Annotated in this window: 24 protein-coding genes and 1 tRNA gene; 19 read left to right on the top strand and 6 right to left on the bottom strand. The window is 66.6% G+C overall.

Translation table 11 applies throughout. The features are described from left to right. Window positions 1–41: 41 nt before the first annotated feature. The 7 genes from rsgA (at window position 42) to HNO81_RS14990 (ending at window position 7,937) form a co-directional block, all read left to right on the top strand. Entirely contained in the window at window positions 42–1,187 is a 1,146-nt protein-coding gene (rsgA, locus tag HNO81_RS15020) for a ribosome small subunit-dependent GTPase A (protein ID WP_217509483.1), read from the top strand. Between the two features lie 46 nt (window positions 1,188–1,233). Next, window positions 1,234–1,950, top strand: coding sequence for an alpha/beta fold hydrolase (locus HNO81_RS15015; RefSeq protein ID WP_175318910.1), 717 nt, complete (start codon window positions 1,234–1,236; stop codon window positions 1,948–1,950). A gap of 42 nt (window positions 1,951–1,992) precedes the next feature. Beyond that, window positions 1,993–3,096 carry an agmatine/peptidylarginine deiminase gene (locus tag HNO81_RS15010; RefSeq protein WP_175318909.1) on the top strand — a complete coding sequence of 368 codons (1,104 nt, stop codon included), beginning with the start codon at window positions 1,993–1,995 and terminating at the stop codon, window positions 3,094–3,096. Continuing rightward, a complete protein-coding gene (locus HNO81_RS15005) occupies window positions 3,093–4,868 on the top strand; it encodes an amidase (RefSeq protein ID WP_175318908.1) in 1,776 nt (591 codons plus the stop codon). The genes HNO81_RS15010 and HNO81_RS15005 overlap by 4 nt, the downstream gene beginning before the upstream one ends. A gap of 158 nt (window positions 4,869–5,026) precedes the next feature. After that, entirely contained in the window at window positions 5,027–6,277 is a 1,251-nt protein-coding gene (locus HNO81_RS15000) for a D-arabinono-1,4-lactone oxidase (RefSeq protein WP_175318954.1), read from the top strand. 22 nt (window positions 6,278–6,299) lie between these two features. Next, entirely contained in the window at window positions 6,300–6,638 is a 339-nt protein-coding gene (locus HNO81_RS14995) for a hypothetical protein (protein ID WP_175318907.1), read from the top strand. 159 nt (window positions 6,639–6,797) lie between these two features. Continuing rightward, complete coding sequence (locus HNO81_RS14990) at window positions 6,798–7,937, top strand: Vms1/Ankzf1 family peptidyl-tRNA hydrolase (protein ID WP_175318906.1); 1,140 nt, start codon at window positions 6,798–6,800, stop codon at window positions 7,935–7,937. Between the two features lie 3 nt (window positions 7,938–7,940). Here the strand turns inward: HNO81_RS14990 and HNO81_RS14985 are convergent, their stop codons facing one another. Beyond that, complete coding sequence (locus HNO81_RS14985; protein ID WP_175318905.1) at window positions 7,941–8,471, bottom strand: MarR family winged helix-turn-helix transcriptional regulator; 531 nt, start codon at window positions 8,469–8,471, stop codon at window positions 7,941–7,943. Between the two features lie 128 nt (window positions 8,472–8,599). Continuing rightward, on the bottom strand, window positions 8,600–9,421 hold the full coding sequence (locus HNO81_RS14980; protein WP_175318953.1) for a LysR family substrate-binding domain-containing protein: 822 nt from the start codon (window positions 9,419–9,421) through the stop codon (window positions 8,600–8,602). Between HNO81_RS14980 and HNO81_RS14975 the strand changes: the two genes are divergently transcribed. Next, on the top strand, window positions 9,384–9,785 hold the full coding sequence (locus HNO81_RS14975) for a DUF5997 family protein (RefSeq protein WP_175318904.1): 402 nt from the start codon (window positions 9,384–9,386) through the stop codon (window positions 9,783–9,785). The two genes, HNO81_RS14980 and HNO81_RS14975, sit on opposite strands and share 38 nt — an antisense overlap. Before the next feature lie 90 nt (window positions 9,786–9,875). Here HNO81_RS14975 and HNO81_RS14970 read toward each other — a convergent pair whose 3' ends face one another. Continuing rightward, a complete protein-coding gene (locus tag HNO81_RS14970; RefSeq protein ID WP_175318903.1) occupies window positions 9,876–10,256 on the bottom strand; it encodes a VOC family protein in 381 nt (126 codons plus the stop codon). A 171-nt stretch (window positions 10,257–10,427) separates the two neighbouring features. Between HNO81_RS14970 and HNO81_RS14965 the strand changes: the two genes are divergently transcribed. Together HNO81_RS14965 and HNO81_RS14960 are read left to right on the top strand one after the other, a co-directional pair. After that, window positions 10,428–11,045, top strand: coding sequence for a hypothetical protein (locus HNO81_RS14965; protein ID WP_254703502.1), 618 nt, complete (start codon window positions 10,428–10,430; stop codon window positions 11,043–11,045). Between the two features lie 59 nt (window positions 11,046–11,104). Next, window positions 11,105–11,713 carry a hypothetical protein gene (locus tag HNO81_RS14960; protein WP_175318901.1) on the top strand — a complete coding sequence of 203 codons (609 nt, stop codon included), beginning with the start codon at window positions 11,105–11,107 and terminating at the stop codon, window positions 11,711–11,713. A 27-nt stretch (window positions 11,714–11,740) separates the two neighbouring features. Here HNO81_RS14960 and HNO81_RS14955 read toward each other — a convergent pair whose 3' ends face one another. Together HNO81_RS14955 and HNO81_RS14950 are read right to left on the bottom strand one after the other, a co-directional pair. Next, on the bottom strand, window positions 11,741–12,223 hold the full coding sequence (locus tag HNO81_RS14955; protein WP_175318900.1) for a pyridoxamine 5'-phosphate oxidase family protein: 483 nt from the start codon (window positions 12,221–12,223) through the stop codon (window positions 11,741–11,743). Window positions 12,224–12,291: 68 nt separating this feature from the next. Beyond that, complete coding sequence (locus HNO81_RS14950) at window positions 12,292–13,683, bottom strand: NAD(P)/FAD-dependent oxidoreductase (RefSeq protein ID WP_175318899.1); 1,392 nt, start codon at window positions 13,681–13,683, stop codon at window positions 12,292–12,294. Window positions 13,684–13,819: 136 nt separating this feature from the next. On the opposite strand from HNO81_RS14950, the gene HNO81_RS14945 reads away from it, so the two are divergent. The 3 genes from HNO81_RS14945 (at window position 13,820) to HNO81_RS14935 (ending at window position 16,491) form a co-directional block, all read left to right on the top strand. Next, a complete protein-coding gene (locus tag HNO81_RS14945) occupies window positions 13,820–14,530 on the top strand; it encodes a TetR/AcrR family transcriptional regulator C-terminal domain-containing protein (protein ID WP_175318898.1) in 711 nt (236 codons plus the stop codon). Window positions 14,531–14,635: 105 nt separating this feature from the next. Next, a complete protein-coding gene (locus HNO81_RS14940) occupies window positions 14,636–15,763 on the top strand; it encodes a mandelate racemase/muconate lactonizing enzyme family protein (RefSeq protein WP_175318897.1) in 1,128 nt (375 codons plus the stop codon). A gap of 23 nt (window positions 15,764–15,786) precedes the next feature. Beyond that, on the top strand, window positions 15,787–16,491 hold the full coding sequence (locus tag HNO81_RS14935; RefSeq protein ID WP_175318896.1) for a FadR/GntR family transcriptional regulator: 705 nt from the start codon (window positions 15,787–15,789) through the stop codon (window positions 16,489–16,491). A 187-nt stretch (window positions 16,492–16,678) separates the two neighbouring features. On the opposite strand, the gene HNO81_RS14930 is transcribed toward HNO81_RS14935, so the two are convergent. After that, window positions 16,679–16,761, bottom strand: a tRNA-Leu gene (locus HNO81_RS14930). 396 nt (window positions 16,762–17,157) lie between these two features. Between HNO81_RS14930 and HNO81_RS14925 the strand changes: the two genes are divergently transcribed. The 6 genes from HNO81_RS14925 to HNO81_RS14900 form a co-directional block, all read left to right on the top strand. Beyond that, the gene (locus HNO81_RS14925; RefSeq protein WP_175318895.1) at window positions 17,158–17,904 is read left to right on the top strand and encodes a DUF3662 and FHA domain-containing protein; all 747 of its coding nucleotides are present in this window, start codon (window positions 17,158–17,160) and stop codon (window positions 17,902–17,904) included. Next, on the top strand, window positions 17,901–18,383 hold the full coding sequence (locus tag HNO81_RS14920) for an FHA domain-containing protein (protein WP_175318894.1): 483 nt from the start codon (window positions 17,901–17,903) through the stop codon (window positions 18,381–18,383). Before HNO81_RS14925 ends, HNO81_RS14920 begins: the two co-directional genes overlap by 4 nt. 2 nt (window positions 18,384–18,385) lie before the next feature. After that, complete coding sequence (locus HNO81_RS14915) at window positions 18,386–20,083, top strand: PP2C family serine/threonine-protein phosphatase (protein ID WP_371818280.1); 1,698 nt, start codon at window positions 18,386–18,388, stop codon at window positions 20,081–20,083. Beyond that, window positions 20,080–21,468 (top strand): FtsW/RodA/SpoVE family cell cycle protein, encoded by a 1,389-nt coding sequence (locus HNO81_RS14910; protein WP_175318893.1) that lies wholly within the window; start codon window positions 20,080–20,082, stop codon window positions 21,466–21,468. Before HNO81_RS14915 ends, HNO81_RS14910 begins: the two co-directional genes overlap by 4 nt. Further along, window positions 21,465–22,925 (top strand): penicillin-binding protein 2, encoded by a 1,461-nt coding sequence (locus tag HNO81_RS14905; protein WP_175318892.1) that lies wholly within the window; start codon window positions 21,465–21,467, stop codon window positions 22,923–22,925. Before HNO81_RS14910 ends, HNO81_RS14905 begins: the two co-directional genes overlap by 4 nt. Continuing rightward, window positions 22,922–24,455, top strand: a 1,534-nt coding sequence (locus HNO81_RS14900; protein WP_175318891.1) for a protein kinase, incomplete at its 3' end; no start/stop codon positions are given. The genes HNO81_RS14905 and HNO81_RS14900, both read left to right, overlap by 4 nt.

Here is a 24,455-nt window from a genome sequence, read left to right as displayed (position 1 = left end):
GCCGCAAGGAAACCATCGTGCACAATTTTTCAGCCAACCCGCTGGACAACACCCCTGGCACCACCCCGAGCACCACCCGGCAAACGCCCGACGGCCCCGCTGTTTACGGGTACACCGCGGCCGTCGCCCGCCATTTCGACCAGCACCCCTGCCCCGGCGCCACGGGACCGGGACGGGTGGTCCGCGTGGACCGCACCCTGCTCCTGGTCGCCGTCGGGGACGGCCTGCTCCACCTGTCGTATCCGCTGTCCGGACAGCCGGCCGTCACGGGCGACTGGGTCTGGATCGGCCCCAACCGGGCCGGTGACCGGCAGATCCTGGCAGTCCTTCCCCGCCGCTCGGAACTCAGCCGCAAACGCGCGTTTGAGGACTCGTCCGCTGAGCAGGTCCTGGCCGCAAACATGGACACCGTGGGGGTTGTGGTCCCCGTGGACCGGCCGCTCACGCACAACAGGCTCGAACGCACCCTTGTTGCCGCGTGGGACTCCGGCGCCACCCCTCTGGTGATCATCACCAAGGCCGATCTTTCGCATGGTGCCGATGACGTCGTCGGAAAAGTCATGCTGCAGGCGGCCGGCGTGGACGTGGTCACCACGTCCGCGGAAAGCGGGGATGGAATCGACGCGTTGATGGCGCACATCCCGGCCGGGGGCACCATCGTGCTGCTGGGTCCCTCCGGCGCAGGAAAATCCACCCTGATCAATGCCCTGGTGGGCCGGGAGGTCCGGCAGACAGGTGAAGTCCGGTCCGGGGATTTCAAGGGCAAACACACCACCACGTCCAGGGAACTCGTCCCGCTGGCCGACGGCACGGTCCTCATGGACACTCCCGGTGTCCGCGGCTTCGGGCTGTTCGACGCCGGTGAGGGCATGGGCGAGATGTTCGGTGATGTGGAGGAGCTTGCGGATCGGTGCCGCTTCGGCGACTGCGGGCATGGCACCGAACCGGGCTGCGCCGTCCGCAAAGCCATTGACGACGGCGTGTTGACGCAGCGCCGCTGGAACTCCTACCAGAAGATGCAGCGGGAGCTCGCGGCGCTGGCGCGGCGCTCGGATGTGGCAGCACAGCGTGCGTACTACCGCGAGTGGCACCAGAAGGTGATCACCGCCGGAAAATCGCAGCGGTGGGCGGAGCGGCAGGCATCCGAGCGTGGGGGCGCAGGCAAGGACCGGAACCGAAAGCGGTAAGGGGGAACCGTATTCCCGCGTCGGGGGCCGGGAGTAGGGTTCGGTCATGGACATCATCCTGGTTCCCGGTTTCTGGCTGGACGCCTCATCCTGGGCGGCGGTGACCCCTGCACTGGAAGCGGCGGGGCACCGCCCCCATCCCCTCACCCTTCCCGGAAAGGAGTCCGCGGACGCACACCGGGCGGGAATCGATCTCCAGGACCACATCGATGCGGTGGTGGACGTCCTGGACACCCTGCCCGGCAAAGCGGTGCTGGTGGGCCACTCCGGAGGCGGCGCCATCATCCACGGCGCCGTGGATGCGCGTCCGGACAAGGTGGAACGTGCCATCTACGTGGACAGCGGTCCGCTCGGAGAAGGCGAGTCGATCAATGATGCGCTGCCGGCCGTTGGGGACGAGGTGCCGTTGCCGGCGTGGGACAGCTTCGAGGATGCCGACCTGGTGGATCTCGATGACGGGCTTCGCCGGGACTTCCGCGCCCGCGCCATTCCGGAACCCAAGGGCGTGGCGTACGGCAGGCAGCACCTGCATGACGAACGCCGCTACGACGTCCCCGCCACCGTGATCGCCTGCGAACTGCCAGCTGCCTTGATCCGGGAATGGATCGACGCCGGGCACCCCTTCGTCGCCGAACTGGTCCAGGTCCATGATGTGGAGTACATCGACCTGCCCACCGGGCACTGGCCGCAGTTCACCAGGCCAAAGGAACTAGGCAGGGCGATTCTGGCGGCTGTTGACAGAACGGATGCGGGCAAAGCCTGAAACACCCTTGCGCGTGGCCAACGCCGTCCCCATAATAAATGAATGGCATTCATTTATTCGACCGCTGTCAAGGGCTCCGCTGCCCCTGACCACGCTCTAACCGGCACCACCACCCACATGCCCGCTGAGTGGGAAGCGCACCAGCGCACCTGGATGGCCTTCCCGCCGCCCAATGACACCTTCGGCCCGCTGGGAAGCCCCACCCTGGACCGCGCACGGGCAGCCTGGAGCAGGGTGGCCCGGACCATCGCCCGCTACGAGCCCGTCACGGTCATCGCCGATCCGCGGGACGCCACCGCCGCACGGGAATGGCTCGGCCAGGACGTCGACGTCCTGGAAGTTCCTCTGGATGACGCCTGGCTGCGGGACAGCGGCCCCTCGTTCGTCCACGCTGCCGACGGCTCACTGGCAGCAGTCGACTGGATCTTCAACGGCTGGGGTGCGCAGGAATGGGCTGAGTGGGCCAAGGACCAGGACGTGGCCCGGAACGTGGCGGCCACCATCGACGTGCCGGTCCGGCCGGGTTCCCTGGTCAACGAGGGCGGCGGCTTCCACGTGGATGGCGAAGGCACCGTGCTGCTCACCGAAACGGTCCAGCTCGATCCCGGCCGCAATCCCGGCGCCACGAAGGAATCCGTCGAGGCGGCAGTCCATGCAGCACTGGGCACCACCAAGGCCATCTGGCTTCCGCGGGGCCTCACCCGGGACTACAGCGAGTTCGGTACCCGCGGCCATGTGGACATCGTGGCGGTCTTCGCAGGCACGGGAACCATCCTGCTCCACCGGCAGGACGACCCTGCGCACCCCGACCATGCCGTCTATGCGCAGCTGAAGGAAGTCCTGGCCGGCCAGCTGGACGCCCAGGGACGGCCGCTGCGCATCATCGACGTACCCGCCCCCACCACTCTCCGGGACGATGAGGACTGGGTGGACTGGTCCTACATCAACCACTACGTGGCCAACAACGTGGTGGTGCTCTGCGGGTTCAACGACCCCAACGACGCCATCGCTGCCGGAATCCTGGAACGTGCCTACCCCGGCCGCACCGTGGAACTGGTGGATGCCCGGGACATCTTCGCCTTTGGCGGCGGCATCCACTGCATCACCCAGCAGCAGCCGGCCCGGCGCGAAGGCGATGCAGCATGAAGCAGGCGCAGGCCACTCATCATTCGGCCGGGACGGGAACCTTCGATGTGGTGGAAGCCGGCATCAGCCGGCTCCGCGCAGCCCTTGCGGCGGGTGAGGTCAGCAGCGAGGACCTGGTCCGCCTCTACCTGGCGCGTATCGAGAAATATGACTCATTAGGAATATGCTTGAACTCAATGGTCGTCATGAACCCGGACGCCATTGCCGAGGCACAGGAATCGGACCGCCGGCGTGCGGCCGGGCACACGCTCGGCCCCCTGGACGGCATCCCGTACACCGCGAAAGACAGTTACCAGGTCAAGGGCCTCACCGTGGCCGCCGGATCCCCGGCCTTCAAGGACCTGGTGGCCCGGCACGATGCCTTCACCATCGAGCGCCTGCGGTCCGGCGGCGCCATCCTGATCGGCCTGACCAACATGCCTCCCATGGCCAATGGAGGTATGCAGCGCGGGGTATACGGCCGTGCGGAGAGCCCTTACAACGCAGACTTCCTTACCGCAGCTTTCGCCTCCGGATCCTCGAATGGCTCCGGCACCGCAACCGCCGCCAGTTTCGCGGCGTTCGGGCTGGCGGAGGAAACCTGGTCCTCAGGCCGGGCGCCGGCATCGAATAATGCCTTGTGCGCCTACACGCCGTCCCGCGGTGTCATCTCCGTGCGCGGCAACTGGCCGCTGGTCCCCACCATGGACGTGGTGGTCCCCCATGCCCGCACCATGGCTGACCTGCTGGAGGTCCTGGACGTGGTGGTGGCGGACGACGCCAACCCGCGCGGCGATTTCTGGCGCGTCCAGCCCTGGATCCCGGTACCCAAGGCATCCGCTGTCCGGCCGTCGTCGTACCCCAGCCTCGGCGTCCCGGACGCCACCGCGGCGGCCGGCCTGCTCGCAGGGAAGCGTCTGGGCGTGCCCCGGATGTACATCAATGCGGACCCGGAGGCCGGCACTGCGCGGGCGCCAGGCATCGGTGGCCCCACCGGGCAGCGGATTGAAACCCGCGCATCCATCCTTGAGCTGTGGAACGCGGCCCGCCGCGACCTGGAAGCCGCAGGCGCCGAGGTGGTGGCCGTGGACTTCCCCGTAGTCTCCAACTACGAAGGCGACCGGCCCGGCGCACCCACCATCGCCACCCGCGGGCTGGTGGGTCCGGAATACCTCCGCCGGGAAATCGTGGATCTGTCCGCCTGGGCATGGAATGACTTCCTCGCCGCCAACGGCGACCCGCAGCTGAACCGCCTGGCCGATGTGGACGGCGCAACCATCTTCCCCGCCCCGGACGGCGCGCTGCCGGACCGCTACGACGGCTTCGACGACGATATCGCGGACTACCCGGAATGGATCCGGGAGCACGGTGCGCCCGCCCTGGCCGACATCCCGCACCTGCCCGAAGGCCTGGAGGGACTGGAGGAAACCCGCCGGGTGGACCTGGAGGACTGGATGGACCGCCTGGGCCTGGACGCCGTGGTGTTCCCGGCCGCCGCCGATGTGGCTCCGGCGGACGCGGACACCAACCCGCGCTCAGCGGACCTCGCCTGGCGCAACGGCGTGTGGGTGTCTAACGGCAACCTGGTCCCCCGGCACCTGGGCATCCCCACTGTCACGGTGCCCATGGGCATCGCTGCGGACATTGCGATGCCGGTGGGACTCACCATTGCCGGCAGGGCATACTCCGACGCTGCCTTGCTCCAGCTTGCTGCCGCCTTCGAAGCCACCGGTAAGCGACGCGTGCCGCCGCCCCGCACCACGCCGCCCGCCAACGGCGCGGAACCAGCCTGAACGACCTTCAGGGTCCCGTCCCCCCGGCTGGTCTTGCGCGGCCGGGGGACGGGAAACCAGGCCCCGGAGCATCCCGCCCACCCAGCGGAAGCACCTTGACAGCCGGGATTGTTAGCGCTGACAGTGGGATGAAACCACCGCCAAGCGAAAGCCACTCGATGAAGAACTGGGCAGGAAACCTCGAATACTCCTCCGCGGATGTCAGGCGGCCGGAATCCGTCGAGGAGCTGGCCTCCATCGTGGCCGCCGCGCCGCGGATCAAGGCCCTGGGGTCCCGCCACTCCTTCAACCGCGTGGGGGACACGGACGGCGTCCACGTGCTGCTTGATGCCCTGCCACAGCAGGTGGAGGTGGATGCCGGCCGAGGAACAGTACGCGTCAGCGGCGGCGTGAGTTACGGGGCACTCTGCCGGACCCTTGAGGACTCCGGCGTGGCCATCCACAACCTTGCCTCGCTGCCGCACATCTCGGTGGCAGGCGCGGTACAGACCGGCACGCACGGCTCAGGCGTGGACAACCCCTCCCTGGCCGGCGCCGTGGAATCGATCGACCTGGTCCGCGCTTCCGGAGAGCAGGTCCGGCTGACCCGTGACGATGGCGACGAGTTCCTGGCCAGCGTGGTGGGCATTGGGGCGCTGGGCATTGTCACCGGCTTGGAGCTGGCAGTGCGGCCCAGCTTCAGGATGCGGCAGAGAGTCCTGGAGGACCTGCCATGGGACACCGCACTGTCAGATTTTTCCACCATCGTCTCCAGCGCCTACAGCGTCAGCCTCTTTACCGACTACACCGGAAACAGCATCAACCAGGTCTGGCTCAAAGCGCTCGATGGGGAGGCGCCGCTCCAAAACCTGTTCGGGGCGACCCCCGCACTGCGTCCCCGCCACCCCCTGCCGGACATGTCGGCGGAGAACTGCACTGCGCAGATGGATGAACCCGGGCTGTGGCTGGACCGGCTGCCGCACTTCCGGCACGAGTTCACCCCCAGCAATGGGGACGAACTCCAGAGCGAATTCATTCTTCCCCTGGAGCACGGCCCCGCCGCCCTCCAGGCCGTCCGCGCGCTGGCCGCGGACCTTGCACCGCTGCTGTTCGTCTCGGAGGTGCGCACCGGCGCCGCGGACGAGTTCTGGCTCAGCCCGTTCCACCGCCGGCAGAGCGTTGCCCTGCACTTCACCTGGAAGCCGCTGCAGGCTGAGGTGGAGGCTTTCCTGCCGGTCCTCGAGGAAGCCCTGCGGCCCTTCGGTGCGCGGCCGCACTGGGGAAAGCTGTTCACGCCGGACGGCTATGACTGGGAAGCGTTGTACCCGCGCTTTAACGATTTCCGGGCCTTTGCCGCCGGCCATGATCCCCAGGGCAAATTCCGCAATGCACTGTTGGACAGCATCCTGGGCGTGCCTGCCCGCCGGTAAGAGCCGCCGGTAGGCTGGAGGCATGACACTTCGTGCCGCCGTCCCCGCCACTGCCCTCGCCGCCGCCCTGCTCTTGACGGGGTGCGGCGCCGTGGGGGAGGCCGCAGGCACCGCGGCCAGCGATGCTGCTTCCAAGGCAGCCTCCGCCGCCGCCCAGGAGGTCAACCGCCAAATCTGCGACGTGGTCCAGGACGGCCTGGTCAGCGTCGAGGACCGTCAGGCACTGGCCGGGCTGGTCTCGGCAGCGCGGACCGCAGGCGTTCCTGCCGAAATCACGACGCCGCTGGGCCAAATTGCGGACGCCGGTGACCAGGTGCCAACAGACTCCGTCCGGGCCCTGCAGGACGCCTGCCGCGCCTGACCGGCAAACGGGCCGGAAGGCCCTTCATGGGCATCTTTCCGCCCGCTACCGTGAAAAGACGAACCAACAGACCTGTGGCGGTAAGCCACGGGCGAAGGAGATCGTCATGGCGGAACAGGGAAATTCCAGGTCATCCGCATGCGCCGGGAAGGACGGAAAGTGACAACGAGCCTGCATAAATATGCCGGTCTTTACCGCATTTCCGGCCCGTGGTGCACGGCCTACGTGGATGCGGGAACCGGAACGGTGGACACCCTTGAAGCCGGGGATGTCAGGGCCGGAAATACCCGTGCCCGGCTGGAAGCAGCGGGTGCAGGCTCCGCCGATATTGACGCCATGGAACGGGCGCTCCGGCCCGCAACCGGCGTCCCCTCCCCCGTGGCACGGTTCGCCCTGGTCCACGCGGGCGAAACCGAGGTCAACGAGGTGCTTCCCGGACCCGTTGCCCTGCCCGAGCGGGTCGCGGTGCTGCCCATCCCGGACCTGCTGCCGCTGGTGAAGCACCGGCCGGAAGACCTCGCCTACGTTGTGGCCGAAGTAAGCCGTGAACACGGGGAAATCCGGCTGTACCGCGCCGGGGCCGGCTTTCCCGCCGCCGTGCAGGACGTGTCAGGAGAATCCGAACACGTGCACAAGTTCCACGGCGGAGGCTGGTCGGAACTGCGCTTCCAACACCACACCGAGGACGTCTGGCGCCGGAACGCCGACGAGGTGGCAGCCGAAATCGATCGGGTGGCCAGATCCAGTGGCGCCCGCCTCATCGTGCTCGCGGGTGACATCCGGGCCCGTGGCCTGGTCAAGGACAACCTCTCCGAGGCTGGCAGGTCCTTGGTGGCAGAAGTGGATTCCCACACCCATACCGCAGGCGCCCAAAGCGCCCATTTGGAGGACCAGGTCAACAAGCACGTTGCCGAGCTGTGGTCGCAGGAGCAACAAGACGTCATGGACAGGCTGGCGGCACAGGAAGGACGGGACAACCCGCAGGCAGCCCTTGGCATCGAAGCCGTGGTGCACGCACTCCGGCAGGCACAGGCAGACGTCCTGGCTTTCGATGATGACGCGTTGTCCGAACAAACCCTGGTGGCCCTCGACGGCGAGCCGTGGATTGCCACAGCCAAGGGGGCTCCCACGACGCCGGCCGGAGTCCTGGGAGAGGTCCCCGCGCCCGCGGCACTGCTTCGTGCCGCAGCGCTGACGGACGCCCGCGTTCTCCTGGTCCCGGGACCAGTCCTGCCCAAGGGAGTCAACGTTGCAGCAATCCTGCGCTGGCCCCTGGGTCCGGACGTCACGTCGTCGTAGGCCCTACTGCCGCGGCTGTTCCCAGCCCCGGGTACCGGCTGCCCGCCCGGCAGGTGACGCGTGGCCGGACCGGTGCTCCGGTGGGGCAAATGGGAGCACGCCGTTATCCCTGTTGAGGGGCACGGCACGGACAAACCTGGTCAGTTGCTCACGGAGTTCCGTCCACTCAATGTCCGGATCATCCGGATAGGCATTAACCTCCGCCTGGCGTGCCGCTGACACGGCGGCAGAGCCAGCCTCTGTCAGCTCGACTTTCAGCTGCCTCCGGTCCGAGGCCTGCCGGGTCCGGGTAATAAGGCCGGCCCCCTCAAGCCGCGTCAGGACCCGGCCCAATGTTTGGCTTTGGACCCTGATTGCGTCGGCAAGTTGTTCCTGGTTCAGCGGGCCCTCCATCAGGCCTTCCAGTGCAATGACGGCAGCACGGGTAAGGCCAAGGGGGGCCAGGGCATCGTCCTGGCGCCGCTGGATCAGCCGCGCCGCCAAAGTGATCAGGCGGTAGCTGCTCCGGGCATCCGGATCGAGGTTGCTGGTCATCGGCCGCGGCCTTCCTGTAGGTGGCGAAGCGCTGGTCACAATGCTTCGCTACACCCCTACAATAAGCATGCTTAGCAACATATTCGCAAGTAGGCTTACTATCAACAGTCGGCAACGATCCCTTTGAGCTAGCGCTTGCCCTTCTTCCGGGACCCCTTGCCGCGTCCTTTGTCAGGGTTGGGAGCATAGCGCTGCGCCACCTTGGGCGCTTTCTTCGTGCCGGTGCCGCGGCGGTCAGGCTTGGGCTCCTTCTTGACCTTTTGGGGCTGGGCAGAGGGCTGGCGCGAGCTCTGCGCGGTGCGGCCGCGTACTACGCCAATGAATTCTTCCAGCACGTCGTCCGTGGCTTCCGAGGGCCAGGCGAGGGCGATTTCGGTCACGTCCGCCCCGGTGAGCCGGCGCGCCACGGTGTCTTTGACGTTGAAGTGGCGGGCTACTGACATCGGGAGGACCAACAGGCCAGCGCCGGAGGCCACCACCTGGAGCGCCGCCTCCGGTCCGCCTAGCGCTGCGGCATCGAGGAAGGACTCCTGGGCGAGGTCGGCAAACGCCACTTCCTCGAACACTGAAATCTCGTGGCCCTTGGGGGCAACCACCACGGGCTGCTCCTCGTAAAGCGGGATGACGCTGAGGCCCTCCCGGTCAATCGGAAGGCGGACGAAGGCCATGTCGGCCTGGCCGCCGTCGAGCACCTGGCGCTGCACGGCGTCGTCCACCATGAACGCCTCAAGGGGAACCTGGGGCATCCGCTCCTCCCAGCGGCGGATCCACTTGCCCGGTGTCACCCCTGCCACATACGCGATGCGCAGCACCCGCGGGGCCGCCTCGTCAGGAGCGGGCTGGGCATCAGGCGTGGGGGTGTTATCGGCGGGCACGTCTTCACAGTACCCGCCGCCCGGATACCCTTGAAGCATGACCTCTGCAAACTCCCAGTCCATGAAGCCGGCCACTGTTGCCAAGAAACTTGGCATCTACCTGCCGGCCACCCCGCAGGAGTTCCAGGATTCAACCGTCACCCGCGAGGAATTCGCCGAACTCCAGGCCAACCCGCCGGAGTGGCTCGCCGAACTCCGCCGCAACGGCCCGCACCCCCGCCCCGTGGTGGCGCAGAAGCTGAACGTATCCATCAGCGGCCTGGCCCGCGCCGGCGTGGAGGAAGCGCTGACGACGGCGGAAATCACCGCGCTGCTGCAGGCTCCCCCGCAGTGGCTGGTCGCCGAACGTGCCACGCACGCAGCCGTCCGCGCCGAGGCCCAGCGGGTCAAGGACGAGGCCGCGAAGAAGCAGGCCAAGAAGGACCGCGCACAGGCCTAGCCTGCACCCGCAGCACTTTCAGGAGCTTGTTCGCCAGTCCGGAGCCAGAGCGTCCGGATGCGCGGACAAGCTTCTGTGCGTCCCGGGCCGTCAGTCCTGGTGGATCTGGATGTAGTTGCCGCAACCGTCGTCGAACACGGCGCTGGTCCCAAATGAGTCCGTGGTGGGCGGAGTCTTAAAGCTGACCCCCGCAGCGAGCAGGCGGTCATACTCTGCCTGGACGTCGGGTACGCCAAAGACGATGGCGGGGAGTCCGGCTTCGCGGACGGCATTCATGTAGCTGGCGCCGATGGGGTTGTCGCTGGGTTCCAGGAGCAGCCCCACCGAGCTGTCTTCCGCCCCCGGATCCTTGATGATGTACAGGTTGTACTCCGGCATGGCCATCAGGGTGTCAAACCCCAGCGTGCCGGTGTAGAAAGCGTGGGCGGCCGCCGGGTCCTGAACGTGGATGCTGCACATTTTGAGTCGCATGCTCCCACGGTACCGCCACCTGTGATGCTCTTTGGAGTGACCTGTCCCCTGGCGTGCAGCCATTGACGCTGTGCGCGGAAAACGGTCCAATGGAAGGACCAGCCCGGGCTGTGCGGCCGGGGCCACGTCCCTTCGGGGAATGACGGGCGCGGGAGGTACAGGATGTCAGGCATGGCGGAATCCCTGACCCAGGGGCTGCTTCACGGCGTGTGGGCGGCCCTGCTGTGCGGTCCTGTCCTGGTTGCCGCCGTCGCCGGCACCGTGTTTGTTGTACGACGACGGTCGCTGGCGCAGGCAGGCAGCTCACCCGATGGCCCGGACCAGCTGTTCTGGGACATCTTCCTCGGCTCCTGCGTTGCCGTTCCGGCCCTGTTGATCCCCACCCTTGTTTCACCATGGGCGGGGCTGGTGCTGGCCGGGGCAGCTGGCGCATCCGGCGTGGCCGCCTACCGGGGCAGCCCGAAGCTGCTGGCGAAGCGCGCCGCCCGGCGCGAACACAGGGAGCAGCTTTCCGCCCACCAGGCCGCCCGCATCCAGCATGATGAGCTGATGCTGCGATGGCAGCGCTATGAGCTGGATCCCGGCTGCAGCATCGACTACCCGGCATTGACCGACGTTCGGCGGCCGGAAACGTCGGCGCTGATCAAGGCCATGCGGACCGCAGACCAGCTGCGGACGGCCACGCACAAGGGATACCCTGCAGCTGTCGGAAGCCTGGCTTCCTCGCTGGCAGCGGCGGAACGGGCGGCTGGAATCCCCTCGGCGTTGCCGGCGAAGCAGGCCGGCTGACGTTAAGTGCTGTGTCGCAGGGTTGGATCGGCCTGGAGGCCCGGCGGTAGCATCCCAGGATGAAACCTGAGGAACTGCCAGCACATGACCAGTACGGCCGGCTCCTGGAGGACCGGGGAGTCTGGCGGCAAGCCACCACACTGGAGGCCGCCGGCGAGCTAACCGCCCGGTGGCTGGAAGGCGGGAGTTCATACCAGCCGGGACACCTTGCCGCCGCGTTCGACGCAGAGACCGTGCCATTGGCCAACGCCTTGGCGGAGCTGAACCGCAACGGGCTGTTCACCAAGGAGTCCCAGCCGGGCATCCTCGGCGGTGGCGCCGCGCAGCGGCAGTATGTGACCGGATTCTGCGGCGCCGAAACCGCGCGGGGTCTGCTGGCACTGTCCACCCGGACCGAGCTGGTGACCGTGGCGCATGCACCGGGAGAGGAAAGCAGCGCCGCCATTCCCGTGACGCTCGCCGGAACGGAGATCGCCACCGTGCTGGGCTCCAGTGAAAATCCCGTGACAGACGGACAGATCCGGGATTGGGCCGGGGAAACCAACGATGCCCTGGCCCTCCTGCTGGCTGATTCCTGGTACGTGGAGGTCCTGGACCCCGTGTGGGGACGCAATGATGTGCTGCTGCCGGCAGTCCTGCAGGCACTGAAAAGGGCGGAGCAGCCGTAGCCGCCCCGCCCCCGCCGATATCCGGCGCTACAGCTCCACAGTGCCGCTTTCGCCAACGCTCATGCGGCTGTTCGTTACTTTGGACTTGACCCACTGCAGGACCGTGGCAGCAGTTCCGCCCGGGCTGGTCCAGTACTCCGCGGAGTCCGAGTCCACCCGGAGGAGGCAGACCTCGGGGGTGTCCGGGCCGTCCGGGAACCAGGCTTCAACCACCTGGTTCCACATCTCGTGGATCTTGGCGCGGTCCGTGACCACCTCTGCGGTTCCGGCCACGGAGACCCATTCGGTGTTCTTGCCAAAGGACACGTTGACGCGGGGGTCAGCCCGGACGTGGGCAACCTGCGAGGTGCCAAGGCCCGTGAAGAACCACATGTCGCCGTCGTCCTTAACCTCCTGGACCGCCAGCGGCCGGCTGACGAGGGCGCCTTCTTCGTTGATGGTGGTGACCATGCCGATCTTGGAATCGTTGATGATCTCAGTAACCTTGCTGATGCTCTGGGCGTCAGTCATGCCTCACCTCGTTCGTCGAAAAGTTGGGGACAGTCCCCGGTCGCCAGCCTATTAGTAAGCATGCTTATTTACCAGCCGGATGCCACCGGAACCTTGGCCACCTCGGCAATGCGGGCCGCGGTGATGCGTCCCATGCGGATGGCGCCGTCCACATGCTGGTAACCCTCGGCCGCAAGGTCTGACGAGGACCAGTAGATGGGGCCGACCGGGGCGTGCTGGTCCTTGCCGTAGCGGTGGAGTCCGCCCAGGTCATAGCTGGCAGCATAGGCGCCGCGGGTCCATTCCTCCGAACCCCAGTCGGATTCGTAGTAGACCTCGGGCGCCAGGGCCTCTCCGCCCAGGTAGCCGGCGATCGATTCCAGGATGGCCTTCCTGCGGTCCTCAGCGCTGAGTTCAAGCAATGCGTCAGCTTTTTCATCGGAAACAAACCCCACCAGGGTGCCCCGGGGATCCCCGTAATTGGTGTTGTCGTATACCTCCTGGACCAGGGCATCGGCGCCGAAGCAGGTCCCGGAGAGTCCCTTGTCCCGCCAGAACGGTGTGCCGTACACGGCATGCACCTTGATGACCAGGCCCAGGGACTGGTGCTGGTGCATCTGGTGCTGCCGGCGCGGCAGCGGCGGATTGAAGGAGACCCGGGAGTAGAGGTTGGGCGGCACGGCCATGATGACGAAGCGGGCGTTGACCACTGCGCGGTCTGATTCGACGGTGACGCGGTGGCCGCCGTCCGGGTCCGCCTCCCAGTTAATGGCGCGCACGGGCGAGTTGAGGATGACGTCCTCGCCCAGCTCCTGCGCCTGCAGCTGTGATACCTGCTGCATTCCCCCGACCACGCGGCGGTCCAGGATGAAGTCCTCGTCCGTCAGGTTGGTGAAGGAGCCGGCCGAGGCGGCCATCAGGACTGCCTGCAGGGCGGAGAAGGAGTGCGCGGGCTTGGTGAGCATGCCGCCGGCGATGAAGAGGCCGATGTTCCTGCAGGCTTCCTCGTTGGCGGACTTCTGCCGGAGCCAGTGATGGAAGGAAATCGTGTCCAGTTCACGCGCCTTGGGGTGGGCCCAGGGTTCGGTGGGCCCGATCTCTGCGGCGAGGCCGTCCAGGAGCGCCACCAGGCGGTCCATTTCGACGGCGGTGTCCGGGTCTACGGGGAACGAGTCCCCCGTGTAGCGCACGGGACTGCCGCCGGCGCCGATGTAGATGGACTCCCCTTCGCGGTAGCGCGGGTAGGTCTCCAGGTTCAGTTCCCGAAGCAGTTCCAGGAGGGCGGTCTGGTCCGGGGAGACCCACTGGCCCCCGATTTCGAGCATGGCGCCGTCCACGGTGTCGGTCCACGTGCGTCCACCCACCCTGTCGCGGGCTTCCAGCACGGCGACGGTAAGGCCGGCTTTCTTCAGTTCACGGGCGGCGGTGAGTCCGGACGGCCCGGCTCCAACGACCACGACGTCGCGGTTCAGCTTCAGCATGATGTCCTCTCTGTGCCCCGCTGTAACGGGAGTCACTAAATGAATGACGTTCATTTAGTTGAAACTATAGCCGGTGCCTGCCGGGAGCGGAAGTACCGGATGGAATAATGCAGGGGACACCGACGAAAGGGCAGTGATGCCGACAGTATCAGCCGCGCAGGGGCGCACCACCAGCAGTGGCGCGGCGCAGAAGAGGCGTGCAGGCCGGCCGTCGGCGGCGGTGCTGGATAAAGCAGGGATCACGGCAGCTGCACTGGAGCTGGTCCGGCGCAAAGGCTATGAAGGGCTGACCATGGCCGCGTTGGCCAGGCTGCTCGACGTGGCACCTTCCGCCCTCTATAACCACGTTGCGTCAAAACAAGACGTTCTGCTCCTGGTGGAGGACCACCTGATGTCGCTGGTGGACGTTTCCGGTTTCGGCGGCGGAACGTGGGAAGACGCCGTCCGCACCTGGGCCTGGAGCTATCGCGACGTCTTCGCCGAACACACCCCGCTGATTCCGGTGATCGCCGTGCTGCCCGTGACCGACGCCCCGCAGACCCTCGCCATGTACGAGACCGTCAGCAAGGGATTTTCCGACGCCGGATTTCCCCAGGAGCGCATTGTGCCCGCCATCGTGGCGCTGGAGTCCTTTATCTTCGGCTCTGCGTATGACGTCACGGCGCCGGAGGATATTTTTGACTCCGGATCCATGGCCGCCTCCACTCCGCACTTCACGGCCGCCGTGCGGAGCTCAGCCGAAGGGCAGGACGTACCGGCCGGACAGGAACGGGGCCGCCCGGCCGACACCGCCTTCCGCCTGGGACTGGAGGCCCTGATCGCAGGCTTCGGAACCACCAGGGCCTGAGCGCACCCTGCAATAACCGGACCGCCGCCTTACTTGTAATACAAGTTTTGAACTTATATCCTAGGGATGTGGGCGAAGGAGCCCAATCACGCCCTAGGAGGCTATATGAGCACCGTCGATTTCATCCGGCACGTCAAGCTGTCCACCGCCACCCTTCCCCTCGCCGTTCCCATCAGCGATGCCAAGGTTTTCACCGGCCGGCAGAAGCCCATGACCGAAGTGGTCTTCCTGTTCGCCGAGATCACCACCGGGCTGGGCCACTCCGGCATCGGCTTCAGCTACTCCAAGCGTGCCGGCGGCCCGGCGCAGTACGCGCACGCCAAGGAAGTTGCCGGGGGCCTCATCGGCGAGGACCCCAACGACATCGCCCGGATCTACACCAAACTTCTCTGGGCAGGCGCGTCCGTGGGCCGGTCCGGCGTCGCCACCCAGGCCCTCGCCGCCGTCGACATCGCCCTGTATGACCTCAAGGCGAAGCGCGCCGGGTTGCCGCTGGCCAAATTCCTCGGCTCCTACCGCGACTCCGTGCGGACCTACAACACCTCGGGCGGCTTCCTGAACGCCACGCTGGAGGAGGTCAAGGCACGCGCCACGCAGTCCATCGAGGAAGGCATCGGCGGGATCAAGATCAAGGTTGGCCTCCCGGACAGCAAGGAGGACCTGCGCCGCGTCGCCGGCATCCGCGAGCACATCGGCTGGGACGTCCCGCTCATGGTGGACGCCAACCAGCAGTGGGATCGCACCACCGCCCTGCGCATGGGCCGCCGGCTTGAGGAATTCGACCTCGCCTGGATCGAGGAACCGCTGGACGCCTACGACTTCGAAGGCCACGCCCACCTGGCCCGGGTCCTGGACACTCCCATCGCCACCGGTGAAATGCTCGCGTCGGTGGCCGAACACAAGGGACTCATTGCAGCCGGCGGGTGCGACATCATCCAGCCGGACGCACCCCGCGTCGGCGGCATCACCCAGTTCCTCCGCCTTGCGGCCCTTGCGGACGAGCGCGGCCTGGGCCTTGCCCCGCATTTCGCCATGGAAATCCATCTGCACCTCGCCGCCGCCTACCCCCGCGAGCCGTGGGTGGAGCACTTCGACTGGCTGGATCCGCTGTTCAACGAGCGGCTCGAAACTAAGGACGGCCGGATGATCGTCCCGGACCGCCCCGGCCTTGGCATCACACTGAGCGACCAGGCGCGCGCCTGGACCACCGAGAGCGTTGAGTTCGGAGCCTAGGGCGGACGCCGTAACCTTGAGCCATGAGCCGGAACCTCACCTCGGACCTTGCCGCCGACCTCCGCAACCGCATCGTGGACGGCGTGATCCAGCCGGGCGACAAGCTGCCCAGCGAGAACACGCTCATCACTGAATTCGGTGTCAGCCGGACCGTGGTCCGGGCCGCCCTCACCCGGCTGCAGGCGGAGGGACTGGTGGAAACCGAGCGCGGACGCGGAAGCTTCGCGCTCACGCCGCCGTCGGACGGCCCCCTGGCGGTCCCGGGCGTCCGGCCGGTGGCCAGCACCGAGGACCGGCTGCACCTGCTGGCGTTCCGCATGGGCGTGGAGACGGAAGCTGCGGCCCTGGCTGCCCGGAACCGCACTGACCGGCAACTGCGGGCAGTCGGCACGGCGCTGGAGGCCTTCACCGACAGTGCCGGCCATCCGGCGCGTGCCATGAAATCGGATTTTGAGTTCCACCGGGCCGTGGCTGCAGCATCGGGCAACCCCTATTACTCCGATTGCCTGGCTGCGCTGGGCCAGACCATGATTGCCATGCCGCGCACCCGCCTGATGACCGGCGTCGAGCATTACGCCCGGGACCATTTTGACCAGGTGGTGCAGGAGCACCGCTCCATCCTGGAAGCGATCGCCGACGGGGACGGGGCGGCCGCGGCGGCAGCCATGCGCAGCCATTTGGCCAACTCACGACGCCGGTTCAAGGCTTCGGCGCGCCCGTCCAGCTAGGTCCCGTCCGTTAGCGGCGCGGGCCAGGCGCCCAGCACACCCGCCAACGGACAATTCACCCTGGAACGCGCGGGTGCAACGTCCACGCGGGGGTGCTGTGTCCCGGCGGGTGCATCCACCAGAACGGTTGTGTCATGCGGGAAACGCAAAAGAGCCCCGGTCCAAGACCGGGGCTCTTTTATTTGCGTGCGCGAGGGGGGATTTGAACCCCCACGCCCTTTCGGACACTGGCACCTGAAGCCAGCGCGTCTGCCGTTCCGCCACTCGCGCGCAACTTCTCCAACAAAGCCCGCCCGGTTTCCCGTTCCGTGCCTTGTAAAAGCAGCGAGATCAAGCATAACGGACAGATGCCGCAAATTACCAATTGGCGCCCGGGAGCGCCCGCGCAAGCCTCCGGGACCGGGCCTGAAACCGCCCAAAACCAGGCACCACGGGTTCGGCCGCTGCACCCGGCAGCCCCCGCCGGGGCAGCCCCGAACAGCGGGTGATCCGAACTTTTGCCGGCACCCGGCCGTTGTGGATTAAGGTCATTCGCAGGGCTGGCCATTAGTATCGGATGTAGGAGTGGCCACTGCCCGCGGGCATCACCGTGCAACGGTGGACCTTCCTGCAGGTGCTGGACAGCAACAACGACTGCCCCGGAGCCGGGGGGAAAGGAGAAGAACCATGGGTCTGCTGGACAAGGTTGAACGTGGCATTGAAAAGGCCGTCCGCGGTGTCTTCTCCACCGGTTCCAAAGCGCAGGTCGAACCCGTGGAGATCGCCAGCCGGCTCCGCCGCGAGGTGGACCACAAGGCCCTCACTGTGGCGGCCGGGCGCACCCTGGTCCCCAATATCTTCGACGTCCAGCTCAGTGACGATGACTTCGGACGCGCGCAGGAATGGGGCACCCCGCTGGCAGAGGAACTCTGCGACGTGGTCATCAACCACGTCCGCAGCCAGGGCTACATCCTGCAGGGGCCCGTCCGCATTTCCTTCCGGCGTGATTCCCAGCTTCGGGCCGGGGACTTCGAAATCGCTTCCTCTGCCGAGAAATCCCAGGGCGCAGGCCCGGCCCAGCCGAAGCCCCAGCCCAATGTTCCGGCGGCCCCCAGCAGGCAGCCGGCCAGGCTCCAGCCCGTGCTGGACATAGACGGCCAGCGCTATTCGCTGAATGCCCCCTCCATCATCCTGGGCCGGTCGTCCGAGGCAGACATCCACATCGACGACACAGGCGTATCGCGGCGCCATTTGGAGATCCGCACGGCCAACGGTGCCACCAGTGCCGTGGACCTCGGCTCCACCAATGGCAGCTACGTCAACGGCCAAAAGGTTTCCGGAAGCACCGAACTCACAGACGGCTCCACCATCACGATGGGACGGACAAAGATCATTTTCCGCCTGCTTCCTGCCAACCAGGGTGGCCGCGCATGAGCGACCTCACCATTACCGCGCTGCGGTTCGGTTTCCTCCTGCTCCTGTGGGTACTCATCTTCAGCATCGTCTCCGCCATGCGCAGGGACCTCATGGTGGGCCGGAAAGCAGCGGCCGGTGCGCCCACGGCACGGCAGGTCAGGCGCAACCCTGAACTGGCCGAAGCACCTCCGCAGCCCGTGAAGCAGCAGGCCCGCGAACTGGTGGTGCTGGAGGGCCCGCTCAAAGGCCGCACCCTCCCGTTGGCGGCCAGCCCCATCCTGCTGGGACGCGCCCAGGAGGCCACATTGGTCCTCGAGGACGATTACGCTTCCGGCCGCCATGCACGGCTCTTCCCGCAGGGCAGCCGCTGGTTCATCGAGGATCTTGGTTCAACCAACGGAACCTACCTTGGCGACCAGCAACTTACCCGTGCCCTGCCCGTCGAGCCAGGGGTACCCGTGAGAATCGGCAAGACGGTCATTGAATTGAGGCCGTAACCGTGGCCGAGGCTGAAAACCCCGCAACCGGCTCCAGTCCGGCTCAGCGGCCCCTCATCATGCGCTTCGCCGCACGCTCTGACGTCGGCAGGATCCGTTCCAAGAATGACGATTCCGCCTACGCCGGCCGCCACCTCGCTGTGGTGGCTGACGGCATGGGCGGCCATGCGGGCGGTGACGTCGCCTCGGCCGCGACAGTCCTGGACATGATCCACCTGGACAGCCCGGAGTACGGCGAGGACGCCGGAACGGTTTTGGCCGACGAAATCCAGACAGCGAACTCCCTGCTTTCCGAGTTGGTGCACATCAACCCGAAACTGGCAGGGATGGGCACCACGGTGACCGCCCTCCTGCTGGCCGATGACAAGCTGCACTTCGCCCACATTGGCGACTCCCGCGCCTACCGGCTCCGGGACGGTGAATTCAAGCAGATCAGCGTGGACCACACTTTTGTCCAGCGGCTTATTGACGAGGGCCGGCTGCGGCCCGAAGAAGCGGAAACGCATCCCCACAAGAACGTCCTCATGCGCGTCCTGGGCGACGTTGATGCCAGCCCGGAACTGGATCTGGACACCTTGGATGCCCGCCCGGGTGACCGCTGGCTGCTGTGTTCCGACGGCCTGAACTACGTTGCGGCCCATGCCGTGGAGCGGACTGTCCGCGAAACCCACAACCTGCATGAGTGCGCCGAAACCCTCGTCGAACTGACACTCGAGGCCGGTTCCCCGGACAACGTCACCGTGGTCATGGTGGACATCGTCGAGGAAACGCCCGACGACGTCAGCACGGCCGCCGTCGAAATCATCCCGCCCGTGCAGGGCAGCACGCCCGCTGCTGAAGCAGATGCCGGCCCGGCCACCACAGCTGCTGCCGCCACCGCCGCGGGCAAGGAATCGTCCACTTCAGGTCCGGCAGATACGGTGCCGGGCTCGCCGGCGGCACAGCAGCCGGCAGATGGCGTGGCCAAGGATGGCGCTGCGGCCGAATCCGGCAGCACCGACCCCCATCTGGGCGAACACCTCTCCGCAGAGGTCCTGCGCGAAGAACTTGCCTCCCGCCCGCACGAACTCGTGGGCGCTGCGGCTGCTGCCGCCGAATCCGGTTCCATTCCCACCGTGGCCGGCCGTACCGTGGCCCGGCGGGCTGCAACGCTGCTCACGCACAAAGCCGGCCCGGCAGACGGGGAAGAGGCCCTGCCGTCCCTGCGCCCGCGCCGCTGGTTGACCTGGTCCATTGCGGCCGCCGTGGTTGTGGTGGTGGGTATTGGCCTTTGGCTCGGGTACGCCTGGACCCAGACCCGCTACTACGTGGGTGAATTCGATTCCCGCGTGGCCATCTACAACGGAGTGTCCCAGCGGCTGGGTCCCATCCAGCTCTCCTCCCTCGAGGCAGTGACGGATATCCGCATGGATTCGCTCCCGCCGTTCTCGCAGCAGCGGGTCCGCCAAACGGTTCCCGCCAATGACCTCTATGACGCCCAGCGGATCGTGAAGAACCTTGAGCTCACCGGGACAACCTCCCCCGAGGAAGAGTGCCCCAAGCCTTCCGCGACGCCCACTGCCACCGCCCCGTCCAGCAGTGCGCCTCCTGCCAGCGCAGCGGCGCCCCCGCCGGCACCTGATGCATCCGCTCCTGCGCCTGCTCCGTCCACACCGACCCCCTCACCCACTCCCACCATCACCTGCGAGGCGGCCAAATGAGCCAGGTAAGCACCATGCCCAAGCCTCGCCGGAACGTTGAACTTGCGCTGATCCTGCTGGCCCTCGCCGTCGGCATCGGCGCCAACATGCTGGTGGGCGTGGACCAGGAGAAGGCCTTCGACTCCGATTTCTGGTTCCAGTCCAGCCTGCTGGCGGTGGCTGCGCTGGTATTTCACGGCGTCCTGCGCTTCCGGGCTAAGTATGCCGATCCGGTAATACTTCCGATAGTCGTGGCCCTCAACGGCCTGGGCCTGGCGATGATCCACCGCCTCGACGCCCCCGGAGAGGACACCGGAAACAACCAGCTCCGGTGGACCCTCATCGCCATGGCGGTGGCCATTGCGGTTGTCTTCTTCCTGAAAGACCACCGCATCCTGCGCCGGTTCACCTTCATCTCGCTGGCGGCCTCGGCCCTGCTCCTGATCCTGCCGCTTGTCCCGGGGATCAGCGCCGGTGAAATCCTGGGTGCCCGGGTATGGATCAGGGTCGGGCCCATGACATTCCAGCCGGGTGAAGTCGCCAAAATTACGCTTGCCATATTCTTCGCAGGGTATCTTTCCTCCAACCGGGACCTCATCCTGCTCGCCGGCCGCAAGATCGGCCCCATGCAGTTCCCGCGGTTCAAGGACATGGGCCCCATGATCACCGCATGGCTGGTAAGCATTGGCGTGCTCATCTTCCAGCGTGACCTGGGTTCATCCCTGCTGTTCTTCGGCCTGTTCATCGTCATGATCTATGTAGCCACCAGCCGGATCAGCTGGGTCGTGATTGGCCTGGCCCTGATCATTGGCGGCGGATTCGTGGCGGCGCAGGTGTTCTCCCACGTGCAGCAGCGCGTCTACGGCTGGATCAATGCCTTCTCGCCGGACGTCTACGAGAACGGCAGCCGGCAGGTCATCGAAGGCCTCTTCGGCATGGCGAACGGCGGCCTGGTGGGCACCGGCCTTGGACAGGGGCGTCCGGACCTGGTCCCCTTCGCCAACAGCGACATGATCATCGCCTCCCTGGGCGAGGAACTGGGGCTGATCGGCCTGTTCGCCGTCGTCCTGCTGTACCTGTTGTTCATCACCCGCGGTTTCCGCGCCGCGTTGGGCACCCGTGACGCGTTCGGAAAACTGCTTGCCTGCGGCTTGTCCTTCGCCGTGGCCCTGCAGTGCTTCGTGGTCATCGGCGGCGTCACCCGGCTCATTCCGCTGACCGGCCTCACCACGCCCTTCCTTGCGGCCGGCGGGTCGTCGCTCCTGGCCAACTGGATCATTGTGGGGCTCCTGCTGATGATTTCGCACGCGGCCCGAGGGCCGGTGGATACCACTCCGCTTCCGCCCACCGGCGCCGCAGCGGCAACCGGCATTGATACTCCAACCGAGGCGGTGAAGCAGGCATGAACCAGGCGATTCGACATTCATGGGTGGCCGCGGTGGCCATGTTTGCGCTGCTTTTCGGTGCCATCAGCTATGTGCAGGTGGTGGGGGCCGACGACCTCAAGACCAACCCGCTGAACCAGCGCGCCATCCTGCAGAACTACTGCAATGACCGCGGCGCCATCATTGTGGGCGGCACGCCCGTCGCCGAGTCGGTGGAGACCGGTTCGGAAACCTGCAAGTTCCAGCGCACCTACCCACAGCCTGAGCTGTATGCCGGAATCACCGGGTACTTCTCAAAGAACTACGGCGCCACAGGCCTTGAGCAGGCCATGGGCGCCGAGCTTGCCGGCAACTCCGACCAGCTCTTCCTTGACCGAGTGGGCCAGCTCTTCCTGGGCAACCAGCCAAAGGGTGCATCCGTGGAGCTGACCATCGATCCCCAGATCCAGCAGCTTGCCTACAGCTTGATTCCGGACGGCCAGCGCGGCTCAATCGTGGTCAGCAACCCCAAGACCGGTGCCATCCTGGCGATGGCGTCCAAGCCGTCCTACAACCCGAACCTGGTGGCCACGCAGGATGCTGCCGCTGAGAGCACCAACATGAACGAGTTGGTCAAGGTCCCGGGCATCAATCTCAACCAGAACGTCAGCGGCCCCACGGGTGAGCTCCTGGCCCCGGGGTCGGTCTTCAAGCTCGTGGATACAGCCGCTGCACTGGCATCGGGAAAGTACAACAAGGACAGCGTCCTGCCCAACCCGGCAGAGATGCCCTTTGACGGCATCCAGTACAAACTGCCCAACTACGCAGGCGGCAACTGCTACACCAAGGACACCGCCTCGTTCGCTTTCGCGCTGCAGCAGTCCTGCAACACCCCATTCGCCAGCATTGCCCTGGATTTGGGCCGCGACGCCATTGCCGAGCAGGCCAGGAAGTTCGGCTTCGGCGAGGACGTCGGGGACCAGCTGAAGCTTGGACACGCAACGGGCAACGGCTTCCCGGACAAGCTGGACGCCCCCGGGCTGGCCCAGTCCGCCATCGGCCAGAAGGATGTCCGCGCCACCCCGCTGCAGGTCAACATGATGACGTCCGCCATTGCCAACGGCGGCAAGCAGATGCAGCCAAGCCTCATCAAGACCTTGCGGTCCCCTGACCTGCGGGTGATAGATGAGCCGCAGCCGGCCGAACTCAGGACGTCCACCACCCCGGAGATCGCCAGGCAAATCACTGACTGGATGACCAGCGTGGTGACGGACGGCATCGCCAAGGGTGCCGCCGTCCCCGGCGTCCAGGTGGCGGGAAAGACCGGCACTGCCGAACTCGGTAACGGAACCAACAACTCGTGGTTCACCGGGTTCGCCCCGGCCAACAATCCACAGGTGAGTGTCACGATCGTCATGGAAGGCGTAGACATCTACGCGGGAGCAAAGCTGACCAGTCCCAACGCGAAGAAGATTTTTGAGGCGGTGTTGAATAAGTGAGGCCTACAACGGGAATCACCCTCGGCGGCAGATTCCAGCTGACCACGCGGATAGCGATCGGCGGCATGGGGGAAGTCTGGAAGGCCAAAGACCTGGTCCTGGGCCGCATCGTCGCCATCAAGGTGCTGAAGGAGGAGTACACCGGGGATCCGGGCTTCCTCCAGCGCTTCCGCGCGGAGGCCCGCCATACCGCACTCCTGAACCACGTGGGGATCGCCAATGTCTTCGACTACGGCGAGGAAGAAGGCTCGGCCTACCTGGTCATGGAGCTGGTTCCCGGCCAGCCGCTGAGCAGCATCATCGAACACGAACAGGTACTCTCGCCGGACCGTACGCTTTCGATCATCGCGCAGACCGCCCGCGCCCTGGCCGTTGCGCACGCACAGGGCCTGGTCCACCGTGACGTCAAGCCCGGCAACCTCCTGATCACCCCTGACGGCCGGGTCAAGGTCACCGACTTCGGCATCGCCCGCCTCGCCGACCAGGTGCCGCTCACCCAGACCGGACAGGTCATGGGGACCGCCCAGTACCTGGCGCCGGAGCAGGCAACAGGACAGACCGCCACCGGTTCCTCGGACATCTACTCCCTTGGAGTCATCGGGTACGAATGCCTCAGCGGCCACCGTCCGTTCTCCGGCGAATCACAGATCGCCATTGCCCTGGCGCAGGTGAATGACGCTCCGCCGCCCCTTTCGGAAAGCCTGCCCACCCCGGTCCGGGCACTCCTGATGTCCATGCTGGCCAAGGACCCCAAGGACCGGCCGGCGAATGCCATCAAACTCGCCGAGGCCGCCGAGGCCATCCGCAACGGGGATGTGAACGCAGCCCGCGCCGCGGTGCCAGGCATGCTCCTTTTCGACGGCGATACCGGCCCCATCACCGCGCCCGTTGACACCGCTACAGCCCCCACCGGCGTCATTGGCGCACAGCGCGACTCAGCCCCCACTGCAACATCAGCCCTTCCGGTGCTTGGTGCGGCCGAGGCCGGCGCGGCCGCGGGAGTGGCTGCGGAGAGGAACTGGGACCAGAACGAGGACACGTACGACGACGAGCCCACCGATGAGCCCCGGCGCAAAGGACGCAGTCCCTGGACCTGGCCGCTGGTGGCCCTGATCCTGCTGCTCCTCTTTGCTTTGGTGGGGTTCCTCCTGAACCAGGTGGGGCTCTTCTCGCCGACCGGCAACCCGAGCTCCAGCGCCACTGCCAGCAGCGCACCGCCGTCGTCCGCCACTCCCACGCCGTCCACGGCGTCGGCCACGCCGACGCCTACACGCAACACGCCGACGCCTACTCCGACACCGACGCCAACGCAGACCACCGTCAACGTGGTGGCGGCCGGCTACTTGGGGAAGGACTACCGCCAGGTCCGTACGGAACTTGAACGTCTGGGCCTGCAGGTGACTGTCCTTCCGCAGGAAAGCAGCACCGATACGCCTGGAACGGTGGTGGAACTGAACCCCACGGGAACCGTGCCGAAGGGCTCGCTGATTACCGTTGTCTACGCCACGGCGCCCACCCCCACCCCCGTCC

The organism is Pseudarthrobacter sp. C4D7 (assembly GCF_013359725.1).
Lineage (GTDB): Bacteria > Actinomycetota > Actinomycetes > Actinomycetales > Micrococcaceae > Arthrobacter.
This window is presented reverse-complemented; position numbering and strand designations above follow the sequence as displayed.

Coding starts and splice junctions, on each gene's coding strand:
- HNO81_RS15015 (WP_175318910.1), top strand. CDS start 1,234: ATGGACATCATCCTGGTTCCCGGTTTCTGGCTGGACGCCTCATCCTGG.
- HNO81_RS15010 (WP_175318909.1), top strand. CDS start 1,993: ATGGCATTCATTTATTCGACCGCTGTCAAGGGCTCCGCTGCCCCTGAC.
- HNO81_RS15005 (WP_175318908.1), top strand. CDS start 3,093: ATGAAGCAGGCGCAGGCCACTCATCATTCGGCCGGGACGGGAACCTTC.
- HNO81_RS15000 (WP_175318954.1), top strand. CDS start 5,027: ATGAAGAACTGGGCAGGAAACCTCGAATACTCCTCCGCGGATGTCAGG.
- HNO81_RS14995 (WP_175318907.1), top strand. CDS start 6,300: ATGACACTTCGTGCCGCCGTCCCCGCCACTGCCCTCGCCGCCGCCCTG.
- HNO81_RS14985 (WP_175318905.1), bottom strand. CDS start 8,471: ATGACCAGCAACCTCGATCCGGATGCCCGGAGCAGCTACCGCCTGATC.
- HNO81_RS14975 (WP_175318904.1), top strand. CDS start 9,384: ATGACCTCTGCAAACTCCCAGTCCATGAAGCCGGCCACTGTTGCCAAG.
- HNO81_RS14970 (WP_175318903.1), bottom strand. CDS start 10,256: ATGCGACTCAAAATGTGCAGCATCCACGTTCAGGACCCGGCGGCCGCC.
- HNO81_RS14965 (WP_254703502.1), top strand. CDS start 10,428: ATGGCGGAATCCCTGACCCAGGGGCTGCTTCACGGCGTGTGGGCGGCC.
- HNO81_RS14960 (WP_175318901.1), top strand. CDS start 11,105: ATGAAACCTGAGGAACTGCCAGCACATGACCAGTACGGCCGGCTCCTG.
- HNO81_RS14955 (WP_175318900.1), bottom strand. CDS start 12,223: ATGACTGACGCCCAGAGCATCAGCAAGGTTACTGAGATCATCAACGAT.
- HNO81_RS14950 (WP_175318899.1), bottom strand. CDS start 13,683: ATGCTGAAGCTGAACCGCGACGTCGTGGTCGTTGGAGCCGGGCCGTCC.
- HNO81_RS14945 (WP_175318898.1), top strand. CDS start 13,820: ATGCCGACAGTATCAGCCGCGCAGGGGCGCACCACCAGCAGTGGCGCG.
- HNO81_RS14940 (WP_175318897.1), top strand. CDS start 14,636: ATGAGCACCGTCGATTTCATCCGGCACGTCAAGCTGTCCACCGCCACC.
- HNO81_RS14935 (WP_175318896.1), top strand. CDS start 15,787: ATGAGCCGGAACCTCACCTCGGACCTTGCCGCCGACCTCCGCAACCGC.
- HNO81_RS14925 (WP_175318895.1), top strand. CDS start 17,158: ATGGGTCTGCTGGACAAGGTTGAACGTGGCATTGAAAAGGCCGTCCGC.
- HNO81_RS14920 (WP_175318894.1), top strand. CDS start 17,901: ATGAGCGACCTCACCATTACCGCGCTGCGGTTCGGTTTCCTCCTGCTC.
- HNO81_RS14910 (WP_175318893.1), top strand. CDS start 20,080: ATGAGCCAGGTAAGCACCATGCCCAAGCCTCGCCGGAACGTTGAACTT.
- HNO81_RS14905 (WP_175318892.1), top strand. CDS start 21,465: ATGAACCAGGCGATTCGACATTCATGGGTGGCCGCGGTGGCCATGTTT.